Origin of the sequence: Staphylococcus sp. HMSC14D10, from assembly GCF_001808125.1 — a bacterium.
Classification (GTDB): domain Bacteria; phylum Bacillota; class Bacilli; order Staphylococcales; family Staphylococcaceae; genus Staphylococcus; species Staphylococcus haemolyticus.
The window spans coordinates 1-22,148 of record NZ_KV792265.1; the positions used below are offsets into that span (position 1 = coordinate 1).

18 protein-coding genes are annotated in these 22,148 nt (G+C 32.9%); 16 read left to right on the top strand and 2 right to left on the bottom strand.

The features are described 5' to 3' along the window. Window positions 1–157 precede the first annotated feature (157 nt). The 16 genes from HMPREF3134_RS08855 (at window position 158) to rplS (ending at window position 16,588) form a co-directional block, all read left to right on the top strand. A complete protein-coding gene (locus HMPREF3134_RS08855) occupies window positions 158–955 on the top strand; it encodes a thermonuclease family protein (protein WP_070442258.1) in 798 nt (265 codons plus the stop codon). A gap of 154 nt (window positions 956–1,109) precedes the next feature. After that, window positions 1,110–3,161 (top strand): ATP-dependent DNA helicase RecG, encoded by a 2,052-nt coding sequence (gene recG, locus HMPREF3134_RS08860; protein WP_070442260.1) that lies wholly within the window; start codon window positions 1,110–1,112, stop codon window positions 3,159–3,161. Between the two features lie 135 nt (window positions 3,162–3,296). Beyond that, window positions 3,297–3,857 carry a transcription factor FapR gene (gene fapR, locus HMPREF3134_RS08865; protein WP_070442263.1) on the top strand — a complete coding sequence of 187 codons (561 nt, stop codon included), beginning with the start codon at window positions 3,297–3,299 and terminating at the stop codon, window positions 3,855–3,857. Window position 3,858: 1 nt separating this feature from the next. Further along, on the top strand, window positions 3,859–4,845 hold the full coding sequence (gene plsX / locus HMPREF3134_RS08870) for a phosphate acyltransferase PlsX (RefSeq protein WP_070442266.1): 987 nt from the start codon (window positions 3,859–3,861) through the stop codon (window positions 4,843–4,845). Continuing rightward, entirely contained in the window at window positions 4,838–5,767 is a 930-nt protein-coding gene (fabD, locus tag HMPREF3134_RS08875) for an ACP S-malonyltransferase (RefSeq protein ID WP_070442268.1), read from the top strand. The genes plsX and fabD overlap by 8 nt, the downstream gene beginning before the upstream one ends. Then, window positions 5,757–6,494 carry a 3-oxoacyl-[acyl-carrier-protein] reductase gene (gene fabG / locus HMPREF3134_RS08880; protein WP_070442271.1) on the top strand — a complete coding sequence of 246 codons (738 nt, stop codon included), beginning with the start codon at window positions 5,757–5,759 and terminating at the stop codon, window positions 6,492–6,494. Before fabD ends, fabG begins: the two co-directional genes overlap by 11 nt. A 112-nt stretch (window positions 6,495–6,606) precedes the next feature. After that, a complete protein-coding gene (locus HMPREF3134_RS08885) occupies window positions 6,607–6,840 on the top strand; it encodes an acyl carrier protein (protein WP_001830184.1) in 234 nt (77 codons plus the stop codon). A 70-nt stretch (window positions 6,841–6,910) separates the two neighbouring features. Further along, entirely contained in the window at window positions 6,911–7,663 is a 753-nt protein-coding gene (gene rnc, locus HMPREF3134_RS08890) for a ribonuclease III (RefSeq protein ID WP_370739552.1), read from the top strand. Between the two features lie 84 nt (window positions 7,664–7,747). Then, entirely contained in the window at window positions 7,748–11,317 is a 3,570-nt protein-coding gene (smc, locus tag HMPREF3134_RS08895) for a chromosome segregation protein SMC (RefSeq protein ID WP_070442276.1), read from the top strand. Next, window positions 11,314–12,537: a signal recognition particle-docking protein FtsY gene (gene ftsY / locus HMPREF3134_RS08900; protein WP_070442279.1), complete on the top strand. Its 1,224-nt coding sequence runs from the start codon at window positions 11,314–11,316 to the stop codon at window positions 12,535–12,537. The genes smc and ftsY overlap by 4 nt, the downstream gene beginning before the upstream one ends. Further along, window positions 12,524–12,856 (top strand): putative DNA-binding protein, encoded by a 333-nt coding sequence (locus tag HMPREF3134_RS08905; protein WP_011275964.1) that lies wholly within the window; start codon window positions 12,524–12,526, stop codon window positions 12,854–12,856. The genes ftsY and HMPREF3134_RS08905 overlap by 14 nt, the downstream gene beginning before the upstream one ends. Window positions 12,857–12,881: 25 nt before the next feature. Continuing rightward, a complete protein-coding gene (gene ffh / locus HMPREF3134_RS08910; RefSeq protein WP_011275963.1) occupies window positions 12,882–14,252 on the top strand; it encodes a signal recognition particle protein in 1,371 nt (456 codons plus the stop codon). 246 nt (window positions 14,253–14,498) lie between these two features. Beyond that, window positions 14,499–14,774, top strand: a complete 276-nt coding sequence (gene rpsP / locus HMPREF3134_RS08915; protein ID WP_011275962.1) for a 30S ribosomal protein S16 — start codon at window positions 14,499–14,501, stop codon at window positions 14,772–14,774. Between the two features lie 118 nt (window positions 14,775–14,892). Beyond that, window positions 14,893–15,396, top strand: a complete 504-nt coding sequence (rimM, locus tag HMPREF3134_RS08920) for a ribosome maturation factor RimM (RefSeq protein ID WP_011275961.1) — start codon at window positions 14,893–14,895, stop codon at window positions 15,394–15,396. After that, a complete protein-coding gene (gene trmD, locus HMPREF3134_RS08925; protein WP_011275960.1) occupies window positions 15,396–16,133 on the top strand; it encodes a tRNA (guanosine(37)-N1)-methyltransferase TrmD in 738 nt (245 codons plus the stop codon). The genes rimM and trmD overlap by 1 nt, the downstream gene beginning before the upstream one ends. A 104-nt stretch (window positions 16,134–16,237) precedes the next feature. After that, a complete protein-coding gene (gene rplS, locus HMPREF3134_RS08930; RefSeq protein ID WP_011275959.1) occupies window positions 16,238–16,588 on the top strand; it encodes a 50S ribosomal protein L19 in 351 nt (116 codons plus the stop codon). A 156-nt stretch (window positions 16,589–16,744) separates the two neighbouring features. Here rplS and HMPREF3134_RS08935 read toward each other — a convergent pair whose 3' ends face one another. Beyond that, on the bottom strand, window positions 16,745–19,354 hold the full coding sequence (locus HMPREF3134_RS08935) for a YfhO family protein (protein WP_070442282.1): 2,610 nt from the start codon (window positions 19,352–19,354) through the stop codon (window positions 16,745–16,747). A 1-nt stretch (window position 19,355) separates the two neighbouring features. Beyond that, a complete protein-coding gene (locus tag HMPREF3134_RS08940; protein ID WP_070442285.1) occupies window positions 19,356–21,950 on the bottom strand; it encodes a YfhO family protein in 2,595 nt (864 codons plus the stop codon). Window positions 21,951–22,148 lie beyond the last annotated feature (198 nt).

A 22,148-nucleotide genomic window follows, 5' to 3' on the forward strand; every position in this document is an offset into this window, starting at 1 on the left:
ACTCATCAGTCCGATTTGACGTAGAGCCTTTTTTATATGGAGCTAAACTTTCATTTTCTTATAAGTGATTTAAGTGATAAAAATATTAAAATTTTAATAGTATTTTTTATGATGTTTAGTATAAAATATATGTATATTAAATATTAGGAGAATACTTATGGGGAATTTATATTTAGTATTTATTTGTCTTGTTATTAGTCTTATGTTACTCCTTTTTAAAAAGAAGGTTGCCATTGCAAGTTTGTCGATTTTAATAGCGTTTACCTCATTATTAGTAGTAATGCCACAGCACATTGTTAATGCGCAAAGTAATGTATTAACGAAAGAGAAAGTTAAATTTGTGAAGGGTATTGACGGAGATACTGTTCAACTACTTTACAAAGGGAAGAAATCGACTTTTAGATTGTTGCTTATCGATACACCTGAAACTAAAGATCCACGTAAACCTGTTCAAAAATATGGTCCAGAAGCTAGTCGTTTCACGACAAATATGTTAGCGAATGCTCGTACTATTCAAGTGCAGTTTGATAGAGGGCAACGCACAGATAAATATGGTCGTTATTTAGCGTATGTTTATGCTGATGGTAGAATGGTTAATGAAGCCGTTGTAAGACAAGGATTAGCACGAGTAACATACATTTATCCACCTAATAATACGTTCGAACAGATGTTGAAGGTGAGTCAATCGAAAGCTCAAGCTGAAAAGTTAAATATTTGGAGTACGACAACATCGAACTCTAAAACCAAGACAGGTCAGACATCTACTGCCAACTCTACTGTGAAGCCAACAACACCAAAGACCTCACCTTCAAAAACAACAAAAAAGCAATCTAAAGAATATTATAAAAATTGTACTTTGATGAGAAAGAAATATCCCAATGGAGTTAAAAAAGTACATCCTGCTTATCAATCTAAGTTAGACCGTGATAAAGATGGATGGGCATGTGAAAGATAAACATTAATCATATAGTGAATTAGGGTGCGAAACAATGAATTCGTAATGAATATTGTTTCGTACCTTTTTTATAGTGCAAAAGGCGTAACAATCAATTAATCAGCCTAATCATGATAAAATAAAGATTAATATTACAAATACTAGGTGAGAAGTTATGACTAAAGTCAATTTAATAGAAAGTCCGTATCCGCTTCAAAGTATCAAAGGACTAGGACCAAAAAGAATTGCTTTATTGCAAGAACTGAATATTAACACGGTTGAAGACTTAGTACTCTATCTACCGACTCGTTACGAAGATAATACAGTTGTAGATTTAAATATGGCTGAAGATCAATCTACAGTCACAATTGTCGGAGAAGTTTATTCGATGCCAACTGTCGCATTTTTCGGCAGAAATAAATCAAAGTTAACAGTACACTTGATGGTAGATAACATCGCGGTCAAGTGTATCTTCTTTAATCAACCATACTTGAAAAAGAAAATTGAACTTCATGGGACGGTAACTGTTAAAGGAAAATGGAATCGTGCAAAACAAGAAATAAATGGAAACAGGATGTTTTTTAATGAAAAATCACAAGATACAAATGAAATTAAGTTAGAACCTGTTTATCGTATTAAAGAGGGCATTAAACAAAAACAAATGCGGGATATGATTTATCAAACTTTAGATGATGTTACAATCCATGAATGGCTTACAGAAGAACTTAAACAGAAATATAAATTAGAATCTTTAGAGGATACACTATATGCCTTACATCGTCCCAAGGATCGACAGGACTTATTACGTGCTAGAAGAACATATGCCTTTACTGAGTTATTTATGTTTGAATTAAGAATGCAGTGGTTAAATCGTTTAGAAAAGTCATCTGACGAAGCTATTGAGATAAATTACGATATTCAAAAAGTGAAAGATTTTATAGAAACTTTACCTTTTGAATTAACTGATGCACAAAAAAAGAGTGTGAATGAAATCTTTAGAGATTTAAAAGCGCCGATACGTATGCACCGATTACTACAAGGTGATGTAGGATCAGGTAAAACAGTTGTTGCAGCAATATGTATGTATGCGTTGAAAACAGCGGGCTATCAATCAGCATTAATGGTCCCTACGGAAATTTTAGCTGAACAACATGCAAATAGTTTAATTAAACTGTTCGGTGAGTACATGAATGTAGCATTGCTGACAGGTTCTGTTAAAGGTAAAAAAAGAAAAGTTCTATTAGAGCAATTAGAAAATGGTACTATTGATTGTTTAATAGGTACACATGCGCTTATTCAAGATGATGTAACATTTCAAAATGTAGGACTTGTCATAACAGATGAACAACATCGTTTCGGAGTCAATCAACGTCAACTTTTAAGAGAAAAGGGTGCGATGACGAATGTACTCTTTATGACAGCAACACCAATTCCTAGAACACTTGCTATATCTGTATTTGGTGAAATGGATGTGTCATCCATTAAGCAACTACCTAAAGGGCGCAAGCCAATTATTACAAATTGGTCAAAGCATGAACAATATGAGCAAGTGCTATCACAAATGACGTCTGAACTTAAGAAAGGACGTCAAGCCTATGTAATATGTCCGTTGATTGAGAGTTCAGAGCATCTTGAAGATGTGCAAAATGTAGTCGAGTTGTATGAATCACTTAAACTACATTATGGAGAGGAAAAAGTAGGGTTATTACATGGTAAAATGTCAGCTGAAGAAAAAGATGAGGTTATGATGCGATTCAGTCAACATGATATAGATATACTAGTTTCAACAACTGTAGTTGAAGTTGGCGTCAATGTACCAAACGCGACATTTATGATGATATATGATGCAGACCGCTTTGGTTTATCAACGTTGCATCAATTAAGAGGTCGTGTAGGACGTAGTGAACACCAAAGTTACTGTGTCCTTATCGCATCTCCCAAGACAGAAAATGGCATAGAACGCATGACTATTATGACGCAAACAACGGACGGTTTTGAATTGAGTGAGCGTGATTTAGAAATGCGTGGTCCTGGTGACTTCTTTGGAGTTAAACAAAGTGGTTTGCCTGAATTTATGGTAGCGAACATTGTTGAAGATTATCGAATGCTTGAAGTAGCTCGAGACGAGGCGGCAGAGTTGATACAATCAGGTGAATTTTTTACAGAAACATATCAGCACTTACGTGAATTCATTAATCAGAACTTGCTACATATGAGTTTTGATTGATACTTAAAAGTCACTATTGTCAAAAAATAAAATATAGCACTATGATATTTGTTGAGCTTATCAAACGGAAAGTGTTATGATATGTGAGGAATGTTTAAGACTTGGTACTAATTTCACTTTTAAGGAGGGATTTAATTGAAATTGAAAAAAGCAGAACGTCGTCAGGCGATTCAAAAAGCAATTGAATTAAATCCCTTTATTACGGATAGTGAATTATGTGAACAGTTTGAAGTTAGTATTCAAACCATACGGTTAGATAGAACAAACCTAAGTATTCCAGAACTACGAAAGCGTATTAAATTAGTAGCTGAGCAAAATTATGAACAAATTCGTGCTCTAGAGGCAAATGAAGTGGTTGGAGATTTAATTCAAGTTGAACCAAATATATCCGCTCAATCCCTCATTGAAATTACTGAAGAATCCGTTTTTACGAAGACTCAGATAGCACGAGGTCATGTGTTATTTGCTCAGGCAAATTCGCTTTGTGTAGCCTTAATACATAAATCAACAGTGTTAACACAGGAAAGTAATGTAGCATTCATTGAGAAAGTTAAACTTAATGATACAGTAAGGGCAGAAGCACACGTTGTAAATAAAACTTCGCACCATTTTGTTATAGAAGTAAACTCATACGTAAGAGACACAATAGTGTTTAAAGGAACGTTTAAAATGTTTTATATAAGCGAGGATGAATGACATGGTTAAAATTGCTATTGATATGATGGGTGGAGATGACGCACCCGGTATCGTCTTAGAAGCTGTTGAGAAAGCAGTTAATGATTTTAAAGATTTAGAGATTATTTTATTTGGTGATAAAAATCAATACACACTCAATCATGAACGTATAGAATTTAGACATTGTTCTGAGAAAATAGAAATGGAAGACGAACCTGTAAGAGCTATTAAACGTAAGAAAGACAGTTCAATGGTAAGAATGGCAGAAGCAGTGAAAAATGGTGAAGCGGATGGATGTGTGTCTGCAGGTAATACCGGTGCGCTTATGTCAGCAGGTTTATTCATTGTTGGTCGTATTAAAGGTGTGGCAAGACCAGCACTTGTAGTCACTTTACCAACAATTGATGGAAAAGGATTTGTATTTTTAGATGTGGGTGCCAATGCAGATGCGAAACCTGAACATTTATTGCAATATGCACAACTTGGTAATATTTATGCTAAAAAAATACGTGGCATTCAAAATCCTAAAGTATCATTATTAAATATCGGTACAGAACCAGCTAAAGGTAATACATTGACTAAGAAATCTTACCAACTACTTAAAGGCGATCAAAGCTTTAACTTTGATGGTAATATTGAAGCTAAAACGTTAATGGAAGGTAATACTGATGTAGTAGTAACTGATGGATATACGGGTAACATGGTACTTAAAAATATCGAAGGTACTGCAAAATCAATAGGTAAAATGTTGAAAGAAACATTTTTAGGAAGTTTAAAAAACAAACTAGCAGCTTTAGTATTAAAAAAAGACTTAGATACATTTACTAAGAAGATGGATTATGCAGAATACGGTGGATCAGTATTATTAGGTCTTGACGGAACGGTTGTTAAAGCGCATGGTGGATCTAATGCTCGTGCGTTTTATTCTGCGATTCGACAAGCTAAAATTGCTGGCGATGAAAAGATTGTCGAGATTATGAGAGAGACGGTAGGTGGTAAGGATGAGTAAGGTAGCAATTATTTTCCCAGGTCAAGGTGCACAAAAAGTTGGCATGGCAAGTGATTTGTTTAATAAGGATACGAAAGCGACAAATATTCTAAATACAGCTCAAGAAGCAATGGACTTTGATTTATTGGAAACGATGTTTACAGATAATGAGAACAAACTAGGTGAAACTGAACATACACAACCAGCTTTATTGACGCATAGTATAGCGTTATATAGTGCATTAGATAATATTAATGCTGATTATACTATGGGACACAGCTTAGGTGAATATTCTAGTTTAGTTGCTGCAGGAGTATTAAAATTTGAAGATGCAGTTAAGATTGTTCGCAAACGTGGTCAATTAATGGCTCAAGCTTTTCCAAATGGTGTTGGTAGTATGGCTGCAGTATTAGGTTTGAGTTATGAAGAAGTAGACCGAATATGTAAAGAATTATCTACAAATGATGAATTGGTCGAACCAGCAAACATTAATTGTCCGGGTCAAATTGTAGTTTCAGGTCACAAATCACTTATTGATAAATTTGTTGAAGAAGGAAAATCGTTAGGTGCTAAACGTGTCTTACCTTTAGCGGTTTCTGGACCTTTCCATTCTTCAATGATGCAAGTGATTGAAAAAGACTTTGAGTCATTCATTAATCAATTTGAGTGGCATGATGCATCGTTACCGATAGTTCAAAATGTTAATGCACAGGGTGAAACTGATGCAGCAACAATTAAGTCCAATATGATTAAACAATTATATGCACCCGTTGAATTTATCGATTCAGTAGAATGGTTAATTGCGCAAGGTGTAAATCATTTTATAGAAATTGGTCCTGGTAAGGTCTTATCTGGTTTAATTAAGAAAATAAATCGCGATGTTAAATTGACATCAATTCAAACATTAGAAGATGTGAAAGGATGGAATAATCATGACGAATAAAAATGCATTAGTGACTGGTGCTTCAAGAGGTATTGGTCGTAGTATCGCATTACAATTGGCTGAAGATGGTTTCAATGTAGCCGTAAACTATGCAGGTAATAAAGAAAAAGCTGAAGCAGTTGTTTCTGAAATTAAAGCTAAAGGTGTTGAAAGTTTTGCGATTCAAGCAAATGTAGCTGAAGGCGACGAAGTTAAAGTTATGATTAAAGAAGTCGTTAGTCAATTTGGTTCGTTAGATGTACTTGTAAATAACGCTGGTATCACTCGGGATAACTTATTAATGCGCATGAAAGAACATGAATGGGATGATGTTATCAATACTAATCTTAAAGGTACATTTAATTGCATTCAAAAGGCTACACCTCAAATGCTTCGTCAACGTGGTGGTGCAATCATTAACTTATCAAGTATTGTAGGTGCCATGGGTAATCCAGGACAAGCTAACTATGTTGCTACTAAAGCAGGCATAGAAGGTTTAACGAAATCAAGCGCACGTGAACTTGCATCACGTGGTATTACTGTCAATGCGGTAGCACCTGGTTTCATTGTTTCGGATATGACAGACGCACTGAGTGATGATTTAAAATCACAAATGTTAGAACAAATACCTTTATCTCGATTTGGTGAAGATACAGATATAGCGAATACAGTAGCATTTTTAGCATCTGATAGAGCGAAATATATTACTGGCCAAACAATCCATGTCAATGGTGGCATGTACATGTAATTGAAGTACTTGAATTTTATTATCAGTGTTTAAGAAATGCTTGTATTTTACCCATTAAAATGGGAAAATATAGTAGTCTATGGATAGACACTTTTAAAGGAGGTGAATCGACGTGGAAAACTTCGATAAAGTAAAAGATATCATCGTTGACCGTTTAGGTGTAGATGCAGATAAAGTAACTGAAGACGCATCTTTCAAAGATGATTTAGGCGCTGACTCACTTGATATCGCTGAATTAGTGATGGAATTAGAAGATGAATTTGGTACTGAAATTCCTGATGAAGAAGCTGAAAAAATCAATACTGTTGGTGATGCAGTTAAATACATCAATAGTCTTGAAAAATAAAAACTTACATCTGAGTCGTCTACAAGATGGCTCAGATTTTTTTCTTAAGAATCAAACAAAGTATAAACATATGGGAGGTTCTAATGTGACTAATCCAAAAAAAATAGAAATGGTTAATGACTTTCAACAACAGTTTGCGAAGAAAATGAATGAGTTGGGATTTACATATTCAAATATTGACTTGTATCAACAAGCTTTTTCTCATTCAAGTTTTATCAATGACTTTAATATGGATCGTTTGGCACATAATGAGCGACTCGAATTTCTAGGCGATGCGGTATTAGAATTGACGGTATCACGCTACCTTTTTGATAAACATCCGGATTTACCAGAAGGTAATTTAACAAAAATGCGTGCAACAATTGTATGTGAGCCCTCACTTGTAATATTTGCTAACAAAATCGAGTTAAATCAACTTATCTTATTAGGTAAAGGTGAAGAAAAAACGGGTGGGAGAACACGCCCTTCATTAGTGTCCGATGCCTTTGAAGCTTTTGTCGGGGCTTTATATCTTGATCAAGGATTAGATATAGTTTGGCAATTTGCTGAGAAAGTGATTTTTCCATTTGTTGAGGATGATGAATTGGTTGGTGTTGTTGATTTTAAAACACAATTTCAAGAGTATGTTCATAGTCAAAATCGTGGAGATGTGATTTATCGTTTAATTAAAGAAGAAGGTCCAGCGCATCATCGATTGTTTACGTCGGAAGTCATTTTAGAGAATGAAGCAGTAGCAACAGGTCAAGGTAAAACTAAAAAAGAATCAGAACAAAAAGCGGCAGAGAGCGCTTATTCAAAATTAAAAAGCAATAATAATCTTTAACATATATTAAAGAAAACCATTAAACGGTAAAATATTGTCCTCCTCTCAACTAGAATGAGTGGAATGATTAACAAGGAGAATAGTATGGTGTATTTAAAATCAATTGATGCCATAGGTTTTAAATCATTTGCAGATCACACAGATGTTCAATTTGACAAGGGTGTAACTGCAATTGTTGGGCCTAATGGTAGCGGAAAAAGTAATATCACTGATGCCATTAAATGGGTATTAGGTGAACAGTCCGCCAAATCATTACGTGGCTCTAAAATGGAAGATATTATTTTTTCAGGAGCAGAACATCGAAACGCTCAGAATTATGCAGAAGTACAATTGAAACTTGACAATAAAGCTAGAAAGTTACAAGTTGATTCAGATGATATCGTTGTGACACGTCGTTTATATCGTAGTGGTGAGAGCGAATACTACCTTAATAATGATAAAGCGCGTTTAAGAGATATCACTGAATTATTCCTGGATTCTGGTTTAGGAAAAGAAGCATTTAGTATTATATCTCAAGGTAGAGTAGATGAAATTTTAAATGCTAAACCTATTGATAGACGACAAATACTTGAAGAATCAGCTGGTGTATTAAAATATAAGAAGCGAAAAGCTGAATCATTACAAAAGTTAGACCACACTGAAGATAATCTTACACGCGTAGAAGATATTTTATATGATTTAGAAGGACGCGTTGAACCATTAAAAGCTGAAGCATCAATTGCAAAAGAGTATTTAAAATTGTCTGAAGAGATGAAACAAAGTGATGTTATTGTTACTGTACATGATATCGACCAATATTCAGAGGATAATCGTCAACTGGATCAAAAATTAAATGATTTAAAAAGCCAACAAGCAGATAAAGAAGCAAAACAAGCTCAGATTAATAAATATATTCAAAAGCAAAAGTCTCAACGTCAACAAATTGATAATGACATTGAACAATTAAACTATGATTTAATCAAAGCTACTGAAGAATATGAAAAGTTCACAGGTCGATTGAATGTTTTAGAAGAAAGAAAACGAAATCAATCAGAAACGAATGCTCGTTTTGAAGAAGAGTTAGATAATTTACATCAAGAATTAAAAAATGCTCATAATGAAAAAGCTGATATTACTCAACAAATTACTGCCTTACAAGAAAAACAAAAAGAGTTGAATAATAGTATTCATCAATTAGAATCAAAACTGTATGTTTCTGATGAACAACATGACGAAAAATTGGAATCAATCAAAAATGAATACTATGAATTAATGTCTGAACAATCAGATGTAAATAATGATATTCGCTTTTTAGAGCATACGATTAAAGAGAATGAAGCGAAAAAATCACGCTTAGATTCTCGCTTGGTTGAAGCGTTCAATCAACTTAAAGCGTTGCAAAGTGAAATTTCTAATACAGAACGCAACCATCAAGCTACTGTTAAACAATTGAGCGATATTGAGACTCAAATAAGTCAACTAGAACAGCAGTTATCAAAAGCTAAACAAACTCAAACTGAATATGAAGATAAACTTTATCAGGCTTATCGATACACTGATAAAATGAGAGCTAGAATAGAGAGTTTAGAAACTCAAGAAGAGGATTATACTTATTTCTTTAATGGTGTTAAACATGTGTTAAAAGCTAAAAATAATTACCTACAAGGTATTCATGGTGCTGTTGCAGAAGTGATAAATGTGCCATCTGAATTGACTCAAGCGATTGAGACCGCATTAGGTGCTTCATTACAACATATCATAGTTGATAGTGAAAAAGATGGACGCCAGGCAATACAATTTTTAAAACAAAAGGGTCTTGGTAGAGCCACATTCTTACCATTAAATGTTATAAGATCGAGACAATTATCTAATAATATTAGACACATCGCTGAAAATACAAATGGATTTATCAATGTAGCTTCAGATGCGATTAAAGTTAATTCACAATATCAAGCTGTAGTTGAAAATTTAATAGGTACTACTATTATCGTAGACAATTTGAAACATGCTAATGAACTGGCAAGAGCTATCCAATATAAAACACGCATTGTAACTTTAGAAGGAGATATTGTTAATCCTGGTGGTTCTATGACCGGTGGTGGTGCGCGCAAGACGAAGAGTATTCTTTCACAAAAAGATGAACTGACAACTATGCGTAATCAATTAAAAGATTATGAATCACAAACACAAGATTTCGAGAAACAGCTACAAAAACAAAAAAATGAAGTTGAACATCTCAGCGAAACTTATTTTAAAATGAGTCAGAAATATAATGAAGTAAAAGAACAATCTCATAACGAAGCGTTAGAATTAGATCGACTTAAAACACAAGAAGCGCACATTAAAGATGAACATGAGGAATTTGAGTTCGAGAAAAATGATGGCTACCAAAGTGAAAATAGTCGCATTACTTTAACTGAAAAACAAGAGCGTTTAACTATTATTCAAGGTAAGTTAAAACAACTTGAAACAGATATTGAACGTTATACTCAATTATCTAAAGAAGGTAAAGAGAATACCACTCAAGTGCAACAACAATTAAACCAAAGACGTTCTGACTTAGCTGTAATTAAAGAACGAATAAATGCTCAAAAAGCGTCATTAGAACGTACAGATAAACAGATAGAGACGATTAACAAACAATTAACAAATGTTGACGATAAAATTAAACTCTTCAATTCTGACGAAATGATGGGGGAACAAGCATTTGAAAAATTACAACAACAGATAAAATCTAAAGAAAATGACCGACAATCCATCACTGATCAGTTAAAACAATTGAAAAAAGAACGTATTGATGTCAATGAACATGTTGAGTCACATGAAGCTACATTGCAAGAATGTCATCAAGATTTATTGTCAATTGAAAGTTTTTATCAAGATATAAAAGCACAACAATCGAAATTAGATGTATTGATTAACCATGCAATTGATCATTTGAATGATGAATATCAACTAACCGTTGAGCGGGCTAGAAGTGAATTCTCTTCAGAAACGCCAATTGATGCGTTGAGAAAGAAAGTCAAACTAACTAAAATGTCAATTGAAGAACTAGGGCCAGTAAATATAAATGCTATTGAGCAATTTGAAGAATTAAATGAGCGTTATACTTTCTTAGATGAACAACGTACAGACTTGCGTGAAGCGAAACAAACACTTGAACAAATTATAAGTGAGATGGACCAAGAAGTGAAAGGTCGTTTTAAAGAAACGTTTTTACAAGTGCAATCTCATTTTACGACAGTATTTCAGTCGTTATTTGGAGGTGGACATGCTAAATTAGAGTTAACAGATGATGATTATTTATCAGCTGGTGTCGATATTATTGTTCAACCACCTGGTAAGAAATTGCAACACTTATCTTTATTAAGTGGTGGTGAGCGTGCATTAAGTGCTATTGCACTACTATTTGCTATCTTGAAAGTAAGATCTGCTCCATTTGTTATACTAGATGAAGTAGAGGCTGCACTCGATGAAGCGAATGTAATTCGATACGCTCAATTTTTAAAAGAATTATCTATTCAAACTCAATTTATTGTTATTACACATCGAAAAGGAACTATGGAATATTCAGACCGTTTATATGGTGTGACGATGCAAGAGTCAGGTGTTTCAAAATTAGTAAGTGTCAACTTAAATACAATTGATGAGGTTATGAAGGAGGAACAAGCATGAGTTTCTTTAAACGATTAAAAGACAAATTTTCAACGAAATCTACTGAAGATATAGAACAAGAATTATCAGAAGAAGAAGGTTATCAAAGTAGCGCAACTCATGATGACAATGATGAAGTACAGATAGAACCGAAGAAAAAACCACGTAAATTAAGTGAAGCGGACTTTGATGACGATGGATTAATTTCAATTGAAGACTTTGAAGAAATTGAAGCACAAAAAATGGGTGCTAAATTTAAAGCGGGACTTGAAAAATCACGTCAGAACTTCCAAGAACAACTTAATAATTTGATCGCGCGTTATAGAACAGTAGATGAAGATTTCTTCGAAGCACTTGAAGAAATGTTAATCACTGCAGATGTTGGTTTCAACACAGTGATGCAATTAACAGAAGAATTACGTACTGAAGCTCAACGTCGAAATATACAAGAAACTGAAGATTTACGTGAAGTTATTGTTGAAAAGATTGTTGAAATTTATCATCAAGAAGATGACCAATCAGAAGCAATGAATCTCGAAGACGGCCGTTTGAATGTCATTTTAATGGTTGGCGTAAATGGTGTTGGTAAAACAACTACAATCGGTAAATTAGCACACAGATATAAAATGGAAGGCAAAAAAGTAATGCTTGCTGCTGGAGATACATTTAGAGCTGGTGCAATTGATCAACTACAAGTTTGGGGAGACCGTGTAGGTGTTGAAGTAATTCGTCAAAGTGAAGGTTCAGATCCTGCTGCAGTTGTATATGATGCAATTAATGCCGCTAAAAATAAAGGTGTCGATATATTAATTTGTGATACTGCAGGACGTTTACAAAACAAATCTAATTTAATGCAAGAATTGGATAAAATGAAACGTGTCATTAGCCGAGCTGTACCAGATGCACCACATGAAGCTTTATTATGCTTAGATGCAACAACAGGTCAAAACGCATTATCTCAAGCACGTTCATTTAAAGAAGTTACAAACGTATCAGGTATAGTATTAACTAAATTAGATGGTACTGCTAAAGGTGGTATTGTACTTGCGATTAGAAATGAACTTCATATACCTGTGAAATATGTAGGATTAGGTGAGAAACTTGATGACTTACAACCATTTAACCCAGAAAGTTATGTATATGGCTTATTTGCAGATATGATTGAACAAAATGAAGATATTCCAGATGAAGTTGCTGAATTAGATTTTAATAATGAGGATAATCCAAATGGGGAAAAATGATTTAGTTAAAACTTTGCGAATGAATTATTTGTTTGATTTTTATCAAACATTATTAACTGAAAAACAAAGAAATTATATGGAACTGTTTTATTTGAGAGACTATTCACTAAGTGAAATTGCAGAGACATTTGATGTGAGTAGACAAGCAGTTTATGATAATATAAGAAGAACTGGCGATTTAGTAGAAGATTATGAAGCTAAATTGAATTTGTATGAAAAATTTGAACAACGTCGTAAAATTTATGACGATATGAAACAAACATTAAATGATTCTAAGAAGTTAGAACAATACATTAATCAATTAGAAGAATTAGAATAAATAGAGATAAAGGAGGGCAATTGATATGGCATTTGAAGGATTATCTGATCGTTTGCAAGCTACGATACAGAGAATGCGTGGTAAAGGTAAAGTTACTGAAGCGGATATTAAAGCAATGATGCGTGAAGTACGATTAGCATTATTAGAAGCCGATGTAAACTTTAAAGTAGTTAAAGAATTTGTTAAGACAGTGTCAGATCGTGCCTTAGGATCAGATGTAATGCAATCATTAACACCTGGTCAACAAGTCATTAAAATTGTACAAGATGAATTAACTCAATTAATGGGTGGCGAAAACTCAACGATTAAAATGGCAAACAAGCCACCTACTGTTGTTATGATGGTTGGTTTACAAGGTGCAGGTAAAACAACAACAGCCGGTAAACTAGCATTATTAATGCGTAAAAAATATAATAAAAAGCCAATGTTAGTTGCAGCGGATATTTATCGTCCAGCGGCAATTAACCAATTACAAACGGTAGGTAAACAACTTGACGTTCCTGTTTATAGTGAAGGGGACCAAGTTAAACCGCAACAAATCGTTGAAAATGCATTAAAACATGCCAAAGAAGAACATTTAGATTTTGTAATCATTGATACAGCAGGTCGTTTGCATATTGATGAAGCGTTAATGAATGAACTTCAAGAAGTTAAAGAAATTTCTAAACCTAATGAAATCATGTTAGTTGTAGATGCTATGACTGGGCAAGACGCTGTTAACGTTGCTCAATCATTTGATGACCAATTAGACGTTACGGGTGTTACGTTGACTAAATTAGATGGAGACACTCGTGGTGGTGCTGCTTTATCTATTCGTTCAGTAACTCAAAAACCAATTAAATTTGTTGGTATGAGTGAGAAGATGGATGGACTTGAACTGTTCCACCCAGAGCGAATGGCTTCTCGTATACTTGGTATGGGAGATGTTTTAAGTCTTATTGAAAAGGCACAACAAGATGTTGACCAAGAAAAAGCTAAAGATTTAGAACAAAAAATGCGTAATTCTACGTTCACATTGGACGATTTCCTTGAACAATTGGATCAAGTTAAAAATCTTGGCCCACTTGATGACATCATGAAAATGATTCCAGGAATGAATAAGATGAAAGGCATGGATAAGTTAAATATGGATGAAAAGCAAATTGACCATATTAAAGCAATTATCCAGTCTATGACACCAAGTGAAAGAGAAAACCCAGCAGTACTAAATGTTTCAAGAAAAAAACGTATCGCCAAAGGTTCTGGGCGTTCACTACAAGAAGTGAATCGCTTGATGAAACAATTTAATGATATGAAGAAAATGATGAAGCAATTCAGTGGTGCTGGCCGTAAAGGTAAAAAAGGCAAACGTAGTCAAATGGAAAATATGTTAAAAGGTATGAACTTACCATTTTAATTAAGTGAAAATATCGAACGCTTCTCAAATAGTGTTCGATATTTTGATGTTTATTGAAAAAATAAATGTACTACCAAACATTTAGCAAAAGGTTCGGCCTAGCTAAAGCTAGTCCATAACCAAATCTACGGTTTTAAAAAAACCTAGATTTGGTAAAGAAAAAAGTCTTTACAAAATATCAAGTTACTGTTAATATTATTTCTTGTAGAAAATAAAAAGTAAAAGATATAAAGGAGAGTTTTATATATGGCAGTTAAAATTCGTTTAACTCGTTTAGGTTCAAAAAGAAATCCATTCTATCGTATCGTAGTAGCAGACGCACGTTCACCACGTGATGGTCGTATTATCGAACAAATCGGTACTTACAACCCAGCTAGTGTTAATGCTCCAGAAGTTAAAATTGATGAAGAATTAGCATTAAAATGGTTAAAAGACGGTGCTAAACCAACTGATACAGTTCATAATATCTTATCTAAACAAGGTATTTTAAAAACTTTTGATGAACAAAAACACGCTAAATAATTAGCTTAAACTTTATAAGTAAAGTAATAGAGGCGCCAACTGATGGCGCCTTTTTAAATACTGAAAAATCATGATATGATAAACAAAATGACATTAATGGATTAAATGAGGTGCAAATATGCAAGTTGAAGTTGGTCAAATCGTAAATACACATGGAATTAAAGGTGAAGTTAAAGTGAAATCTAATTCCGATTTTACGGATACCCGTTTCCAACCAGGTGAAGTATTGACGGTAAATCATCAAAATCATGAAGAACAATTGACGGTCTTATCTTACCGTGTTCATAAAGGATTTCATATGTTGAAATTTGAGGGAATAAATAACATTAATGACGTCGAACAATATAAAGGTGACTATTTGTACCAAGAACGCGATCATGAAGATATTGAATTAGCTGAAAATGAATATTACTACTCTGACATCATTGGAAGTACTGTATTTGATAATGACAATCAACCTATCGGCAGAGTTATCAATATTTTTGAAACAGGTGCAAATGATGTTTGGGTTGTTAAAGGAGAAAAGGAATATCTCATTCCTTATATAGCTGATGTAGTTAAAGAAATTGATATTGAAAATAAAACGATTCGTATAACACCTATGGAAGGGTTGTTAGATTAATGAAAATTGATTATTTAACTTTATTTCCTGAGATGTTTGATGGCGTACTCAATCACTCCATTTTAAAAAGGGCACAGGATAAAGAAATCATTAGTGTGAATACTGTGAATTTTAGAGATTATGCCATTAATAAACATAATCAAGTGGATGATTACCCATTTGGTGGTGGACAGGGTATGGTCCTAAAACCTGAACCAGTCTTCAATGCTATGAAAGATTTACAACGAACTGATCAAACGCGTGTCATTTTAATGTGTCCTCAAGGTAGACCTTTTTCACAAGAAATTGCACAAGAATTAAGCGAAGCTGAGCATATCGTATTTATTTGTGGACATTATGAAGGTTATGATGAACGTATAAGAACGCACCTAGTGACGGATGAAATTTCAATTGGGGATTATGTATTAACTGGAGGAGAATTGCCAGCGATGACGATGACAGATGCGATTGTGCGATTAATACCAGGTGTATTAGGAAATCAACAATCACATCAAGATGATTCGTTCTCAGATGGTCTATTAGAATTCCCTCAATATACGCGTCCAAGAGAATTTGAAAATATGACCGTTCCAGATGTATTATTATCAGGTAATCATGCAAATATTGAACAATGGCGACATGAACAAAAATTAATCCGTACTTATCATAAGCGACCGGACTTACTTGATCGATATCCTTTAACAGAAGACGATGAAAAATTTATAGAAAGCTATAAAAAGCAATTGAAAAACAATTAGTATTATGCTAATATATATCAAGTGTGAAAAGACACTAATTATCACTATGATCCGCTGCTATATGAATGTCTAGGCAAGAACATAGGTTGAAGGAGAGTATATCAATGAGTAATCATAAGTTAATCGAAGCAGTTACAAAATCACAATTACGTACAGACTTACCAACATTCCGTACTGGTGATACTTTACGTGTACACGTACGTATCGTAGAAGGTTCACGTGAACGTATCCAAGTATTCGAAGGTGTTGTAATCAAACGTCGTGGTGGAGGAATTTCTGAAACTTTCACAGTTCGTAAAATTTCTTCAGGTGTAGGCGTGGAACGTACATTCCCATTACACACTCCAAAAATCGAAAAAATCGAACTTAAACGTCGTGGTAAAGTACGTCGTGCTAAATTATACTATTTACGTAGTTTACGTGGTAAAGCTGCTAGAATCCAAGAAATTCGTTAATCAGCAAACTGAGTATAATAATAAGACAGAGATTAGATACAACGTTTGTCTTACAAATAAAGCTTCCAATCTTCTTCTTTCAAGTTGAGATTGGAAGCTTTATTATTTTTATTCACATTTAAAACAATTAAAGTTTAATTTATTAACTATCTTAATTTATCGTTTTTTCTTAACCCATAAACTAAATAATATACTACCGATAACACCAATGAAACTCATAATAGCAAGTAGATAGAATTGAGGAGGGGTGTATGTGAGTTTAATCACTTTATCTCCTTTATTAACTGATATTGCTGTCATGATACCATTAGCTTGGTGAACAGGTATTTCTTTCCCATCGACTTTCGCATGCATACCATTTGCATATACTGTTGGTAAAATGACATAGCCTGTTGCGTTCTTTGGTTTCTTGACGACATAACCATTTCTCATGTCTTTAACTTTCACAGGTGTTAATTCTTTTGAAGCTTTTTTAAGTGTGCTGTAGTCCTCACCATAAATACCTTTTACAGATAAACGATAATTCCCTTTAGATAGATGAATATTTAGCTTATCAGACGCTTTAACACGCATTGTAACTGGTGTAACTAAGCGACGATATTTGTAGCTCAGTTCATTTCGATTTTGCGAATATTCATTAACACCTACTGAATGCGCTTTGTCAGGCGAAAGTAGTTCAACATCCATTTCTACGTACATATCTTTATACTGATTAGCGACAGATTCAGGTAATTTTAATGTAACCCCACCATTATCTTTGTGTACTTTAAGATGATTTTGATTTTTCCAAGTCGCATTTTTTGTAGACATTTTTGACTTGTTTAAAAGGTTTTTATTAGCTTTAAATGAAGTATTTGCTTTTTCTGAATTGTCGTTTAATACGATCCCTTTTAACATAGCTTGTTCACGATCTAAAGGTGACTTTAAATCATCACTATTATATATATGATTAGTTACATGAGCTGATGGATAGTCAATCATGTTTTTAGAATGGATAAGCGTATTTTTACCATTCAATATCATATCTTTCTTTTCAAAACCGTAAGTCATATTTTGATCTTCAGGATGACGTAGTCGATCTTGAACATTCCATAAAGCAGTTAAGTTTGCACGATTTCCTAAAAAGCGATACGTACTATTTTTATCAACAGGCATATTAATTTGCATTAATTTATCATAATATTTCAAAATTCCTCCATCAAAAATGCTTGAGTATAACGAAATACCATTGTAGTGATAAAGAAAAGGAGAATTTAATGCATATGCCGACATATAATCAATACGATGAAATGGATCATCATGATGTTCTTTGATAGAATCAATTTTTTTAGCAATAGTATCATTATAGTATGAAGGATCGCTCAATGTATTGATTGTCGTTGAATATGGGTCTATCGTTCTTTGTCTTGAATCATGTGTCATTATAATTTGTTGACCGAAAAATAGCACAATCAACGATAACATAATAATTGGTTGTTTCAGTAAAGATTTGTGATAGATAAATATTCCTAGCACAACGATGATAATTAAAGCAATTACCATCCAATCTACAAAGTTGTCAGCTATGATATATCTACACAAACCACCAATAAATACGGGCACAGCTGCAAATAGAAACTGTTTCATAGTCAACTCTGATAAGTGATAAATATATAAAGCAATCAGTCCACTTGTAGATAACACTAAGAAATAAACCCACCGTCGTTGTGGTAATGAGAATCCATTAAAAGCACTGTCAAAGTACTGTGATAATGAACCAATAAGTAAGAACCACGTTATAATAGCAAAAATTTTATAGTAATAGTGTTTATATAACTTTGGCGTTAATAATGCTACCAATGCAATAAGTGATATTGTTACATAAAAGCCATTTGAAAATATATAATAATTATTTTTAGTTAGATCAGTAAATAGAGAGAGGTTGAAATCAGAATTTTGTTGGCGATCATTATTTAGGAAAGATGATACACCAGTGTAAAAACCTAATATGCTTGATAGGAGCGCAAACATAGCCCCTATAATTAGTAAATAACATTTTTGCCAACGAGATACGATGTCATAGCGATACTGGAATACGACACGTAATATAAAATAAATACCTAACACAATGGCTTGATAATAAGTAAAGTAAAAATTTGAAAATAGTGTGATTGCCACTGCAAAGATGAACAAACCTATCTTTCTACGTTGAAAGAAACGTTCCATTCCCCATAATGATAATGGCAATATAATTAACAAATCTCCATAAAATGACCAAGTAAAATTGTAATATAACACTACTGTTGATGCCCCATATAAAATTGTTGCTATCAACAGAGGTGTAGAACTTAACTTTAAATATCTAAAATAATAAAATGCACAAATAAAAGTAATTATTGTTCGTACATAAGCAACAATTAATTGATTCGTTGGCCAAAAGCGAATGTTTTGCGGTTGCCAATGGAATAAATGTTCACCAATCCATACAATAATAAAATTGACCCACATAATTGGTGTAAGGGAATAATAATAGGCTAACCCTTTAACATAATCACCGCCTAGTCCAAATGAATGATCGTAAAATCCTTTTAATTGTGTGAAGTGTTCATATAAATATAATTGGAACGGCATCATTTGTCTAAAACCATCACCAGAGCCACTAAATACCACGCCATCTTTTATGTAATCTCGGATAAATGGATAATAAATGGTTAGTGTTACGATATTAGCTATGATGAAAATGAGACCAAACGTCCAAAAGGGTTTTGACCATATTTTTTTAATCAAATTACTTCCTCATCTTTCGTTTTTTTGAATTAATAATTTTTACAAAAACAGCACTAAGAATCATACTCATTAATGAAATGAATATCATAGTATTCCAGTAAGGAGGTTGATATTTAATGACAATTTGTTTTGCATTTTTTTCGACTGGAACACCGGTCATCATATAATTTACTTTTTGGATTTTTGCAGGTTGTCCATCAACATATGCACGCATTCCTTTTCGATAAGGAATGTTTATTGAGGCTATACCACTCTCATGGTGACTGAGTTGGACTTGTATACCATTTTTAATATCATGATAACTTGTATCAAAATTAGCATTATCATGCACCTTTTTAAGCGTATCATAATTTTCGCCATTTAATTGTTGTAAATCGACATAAAATTCACCATCAGGCGAAAGGGTAATAGTGATATCACCATTTTTATCTGGATGAGTGCGATAAAGTTGAGTGTCTACACCTGTTCGATAGGTAGAATTATTAAACAATCGATGATTAGCGTAATTATTGATAGCGACTGTGTAATTACTATCTGGATTACCTCTCTTAATCTTCATCGTTAAATAAAAATCATCATATTTATCACGTATTTGTTTTGGAAGATGTAATTTTATAGTACCACCTTTGCCACCAATAACCTTATAGCGATTTTTTCCAATTTGCTTAATATTTTGTTGTTGCATATCAACTTTTGATAGTAAATTAGATGCTGGTTGTTTGAAAGATTTTCCTGCATTATCCATGATCACACCATTTAACATCGCATGCTCACGATCTATAGATGTTTTTAAAGATTTACTATTATAAACATTTTTCGTAACTTTAACACTCGGCAAATTAAGTGTATTTTCATAGATAGAATATTGTCCACTTGTTTTAACCTTTTTAAAATAGGCGGGTAAATTTCCCTGATAATCTTTTAGCATCATATAACGTACTGAGAAAAGACTTGCTATATTTTGTCGACCATTTATTGATTGATAGCGACTTAGTGACTCCTCGGCAAGATTAATTTTTAGTGCATCATAATAGTAATCGAGAATATTATGATGGAAGATACTTGAATATAAACTTAGTCCTTTAAAGTGTTGGTACATAGGTGTGTTATCTTGCTCATTCACTCGCCAATCGATACGTTCATCTTCTCGCTTACTATTCTCCATTGTATTAACTAATGAACGTTGTAAGTCTGAACTATATAAACTTGAGTTAATATAAAATGTATTAGCTCGTTCTTGATGATCTTTAAAATAAATTTGATTTTTAATAAAGACGAAAGAAACCATTAAATTGAGTAAGATTATAGAAATGCCGAATATATAGCTTAGATTAATGCGATAACGTCTATCTTTTAAAATTAAAATAAGTAACCCTATTAAAGAAACGATTGGTACAAGTACAAGCCAAGCTACAAATTTATGATAGGTAATAGCACTAGCGAAAATGATAATTTCAGCAATAATATTACTAATTAAATATGATTTGATTTTTAGTGTTCTAAAATATTTTAGAAATAGACCAATTAATATGGCTGAATTAAAAGACAATATAAAATGCCAACGTTTTTGTGGTGCAGAAAATCCATTAAACAATTGATCGATAAATGGTACAAAGCTTAATAGAATAAATGCGAAAGTTAAAATTGCGAATAAGCGATAATAAAAGTGTTTATAAAGTTTAATACATAATAATGCTTGAATAGTTAGAAATAACAATACGATTAAATAATTATCAAAGAAGATATTTGTGTTAATATCTAGCTTTTCGAAGGTATTTACTGTTCCTGAAAAAGGGACACGACGATTATTTAAAAAACTTTGAACACCGTGGAAGAACATAAATAAACTATTACCTAATCCTAAAATGGCACTGATAGCAAATAATAGTAAAGCTTTGCCACGTGGAATAATATCTTTAGAGTGTCTAAAAATTATACGAAGAAGTATGTAACTTGCACCTATAAGACAAAGATAATATGCAAAGTAGAAATTATTTATCATTATTAGTGTAATTGTGACAATAAATAGACCAAACTTTTGTTTTTGAAGTGTGCGTTCTATAGAAAATAGTAACAATGGCATCCAAATAAATACATCACTAAAGAATGGCCAATAAACAGTAAAGCGATAATAAAGCGGCGACATAACAAATAGAAATGCCATAATAATACTAATCCAAGTATTACGTGAAATAAATTTACTATAGAGATAGGTACAATACATCGCTAATGCAGCTTTAATAATGGAAATAACTAGCGCATTTACCATCCAAAATAGTAATCCCTGAGTATTTATATGAATAATTGTTTTTAATAGAATGATACATAGTACATTAATAATAAATAGTATGTTTGTTGAGAAATAATAGCTTAAATCCGTAAAAAAATCTCCACCTAGACCAAAATCAGTAGCATAAAAAAGATTGCCAACGCTCCATTTATCAAATAGAAACATTTGAATAGGTATCATCTGTTCGATACCATCGTTGGGTCCTGTAAATAAAACGCCGTCGTGAATAAAGCGAAAAATTATATAGCTATGTCCTATGAAAGACAGAGTTAAGAATATACCTATATATATTAATATTTTCTTCATAATTTACCTCTAAGCGATAGGATTATAATTGTAACAGTATAATTAAATTGTAGGGGATAGATTGTGCGATTAAAAGTAATTATGCTTTTCTGACATTATAAACTTATTGTACTTTATCGTTTTAATTAATGAATGATAAAATAAATGATGAACTTAGAAAAAAAGTGGCTCTCAAATAAAAATTCAATTATAATCAAC

Bases quoted from the DNA above. Each gene is read 5' to 3' on its own strand.
- plsX (WP_070442266.1), top strand. From the start codon at position 3,859: ATGGTTAAAATTGCTATTGATATGATGGGTGGAGATGACGCACCCGGT.
- rpsP (WP_011275962.1), top strand. From the start codon at position 14,499: ATGGCAGTTAAAATTCGTTTAACTCGTTTAGGTTCAAAAAGAAATCCA.
- recG (WP_070442260.1), top strand. From the start codon at position 1,110: ATGACTAAAGTCAATTTAATAGAAAGTCCGTATCCGCTTCAAAGTATC.
- rimM (WP_011275961.1), top strand. From the start codon at position 14,893: ATGCAAGTTGAAGTTGGTCAAATCGTAAATACACATGGAATTAAAGGT.
- ffh (WP_011275963.1), top strand. From the start codon at position 12,882: ATGGCATTTGAAGGATTATCTGATCGTTTGCAAGCTACGATACAGAGA.
- fabD (WP_070442268.1), top strand. From the start codon at position 4,838: ATGAGTAAGGTAGCAATTATTTTCCCAGGTCAAGGTGCACAAAAAGTT.
- HMPREF3134_RS08855 (WP_070442258.1), top strand. From the start codon at position 158: ATGGGGAATTTATATTTAGTATTTATTTGTCTTGTTATTAGTCTTATG.
- HMPREF3134_RS08905 (WP_011275964.1), top strand. From the start codon at position 12,524: ATGGGGAAAAATGATTTAGTTAAAACTTTGCGAATGAATTATTTGTTT.
- ftsY (WP_070442279.1), top strand. From the start codon at position 11,314: ATGAGTTTCTTTAAACGATTAAAAGACAAATTTTCAACGAAATCTACT.
- HMPREF3134_RS08940 (WP_070442285.1), bottom strand. From the start codon at position 21,950: ATGAAGAAAATATTAATATATATAGGTATATTCTTAACTCTGTCTTTC.
- fabG (WP_070442271.1), top strand. From the start codon at position 5,757: ATGACGAATAAAAATGCATTAGTGACTGGTGCTTCAAGAGGTATTGGT.
- rplS (WP_011275959.1), top strand. From the start codon at position 16,238: ATGAGTAATCATAAGTTAATCGAAGCAGTTACAAAATCACAATTACGT.
- trmD (WP_011275960.1), top strand. From the start codon at position 15,396: ATGAAAATTGATTATTTAACTTTATTTCCTGAGATGTTTGATGGCGTA.
- smc (WP_070442276.1), top strand. From the start codon at position 7,748: ATGGTGTATTTAAAATCAATTGATGCCATAGGTTTTAAATCATTTGCA.
- rnc (WP_370739552.1), top strand. From the start codon at position 6,911: ATGGGAGGTTCTAATGTGACTAATCCAAAAAAAATAGAAATGGTTAAT.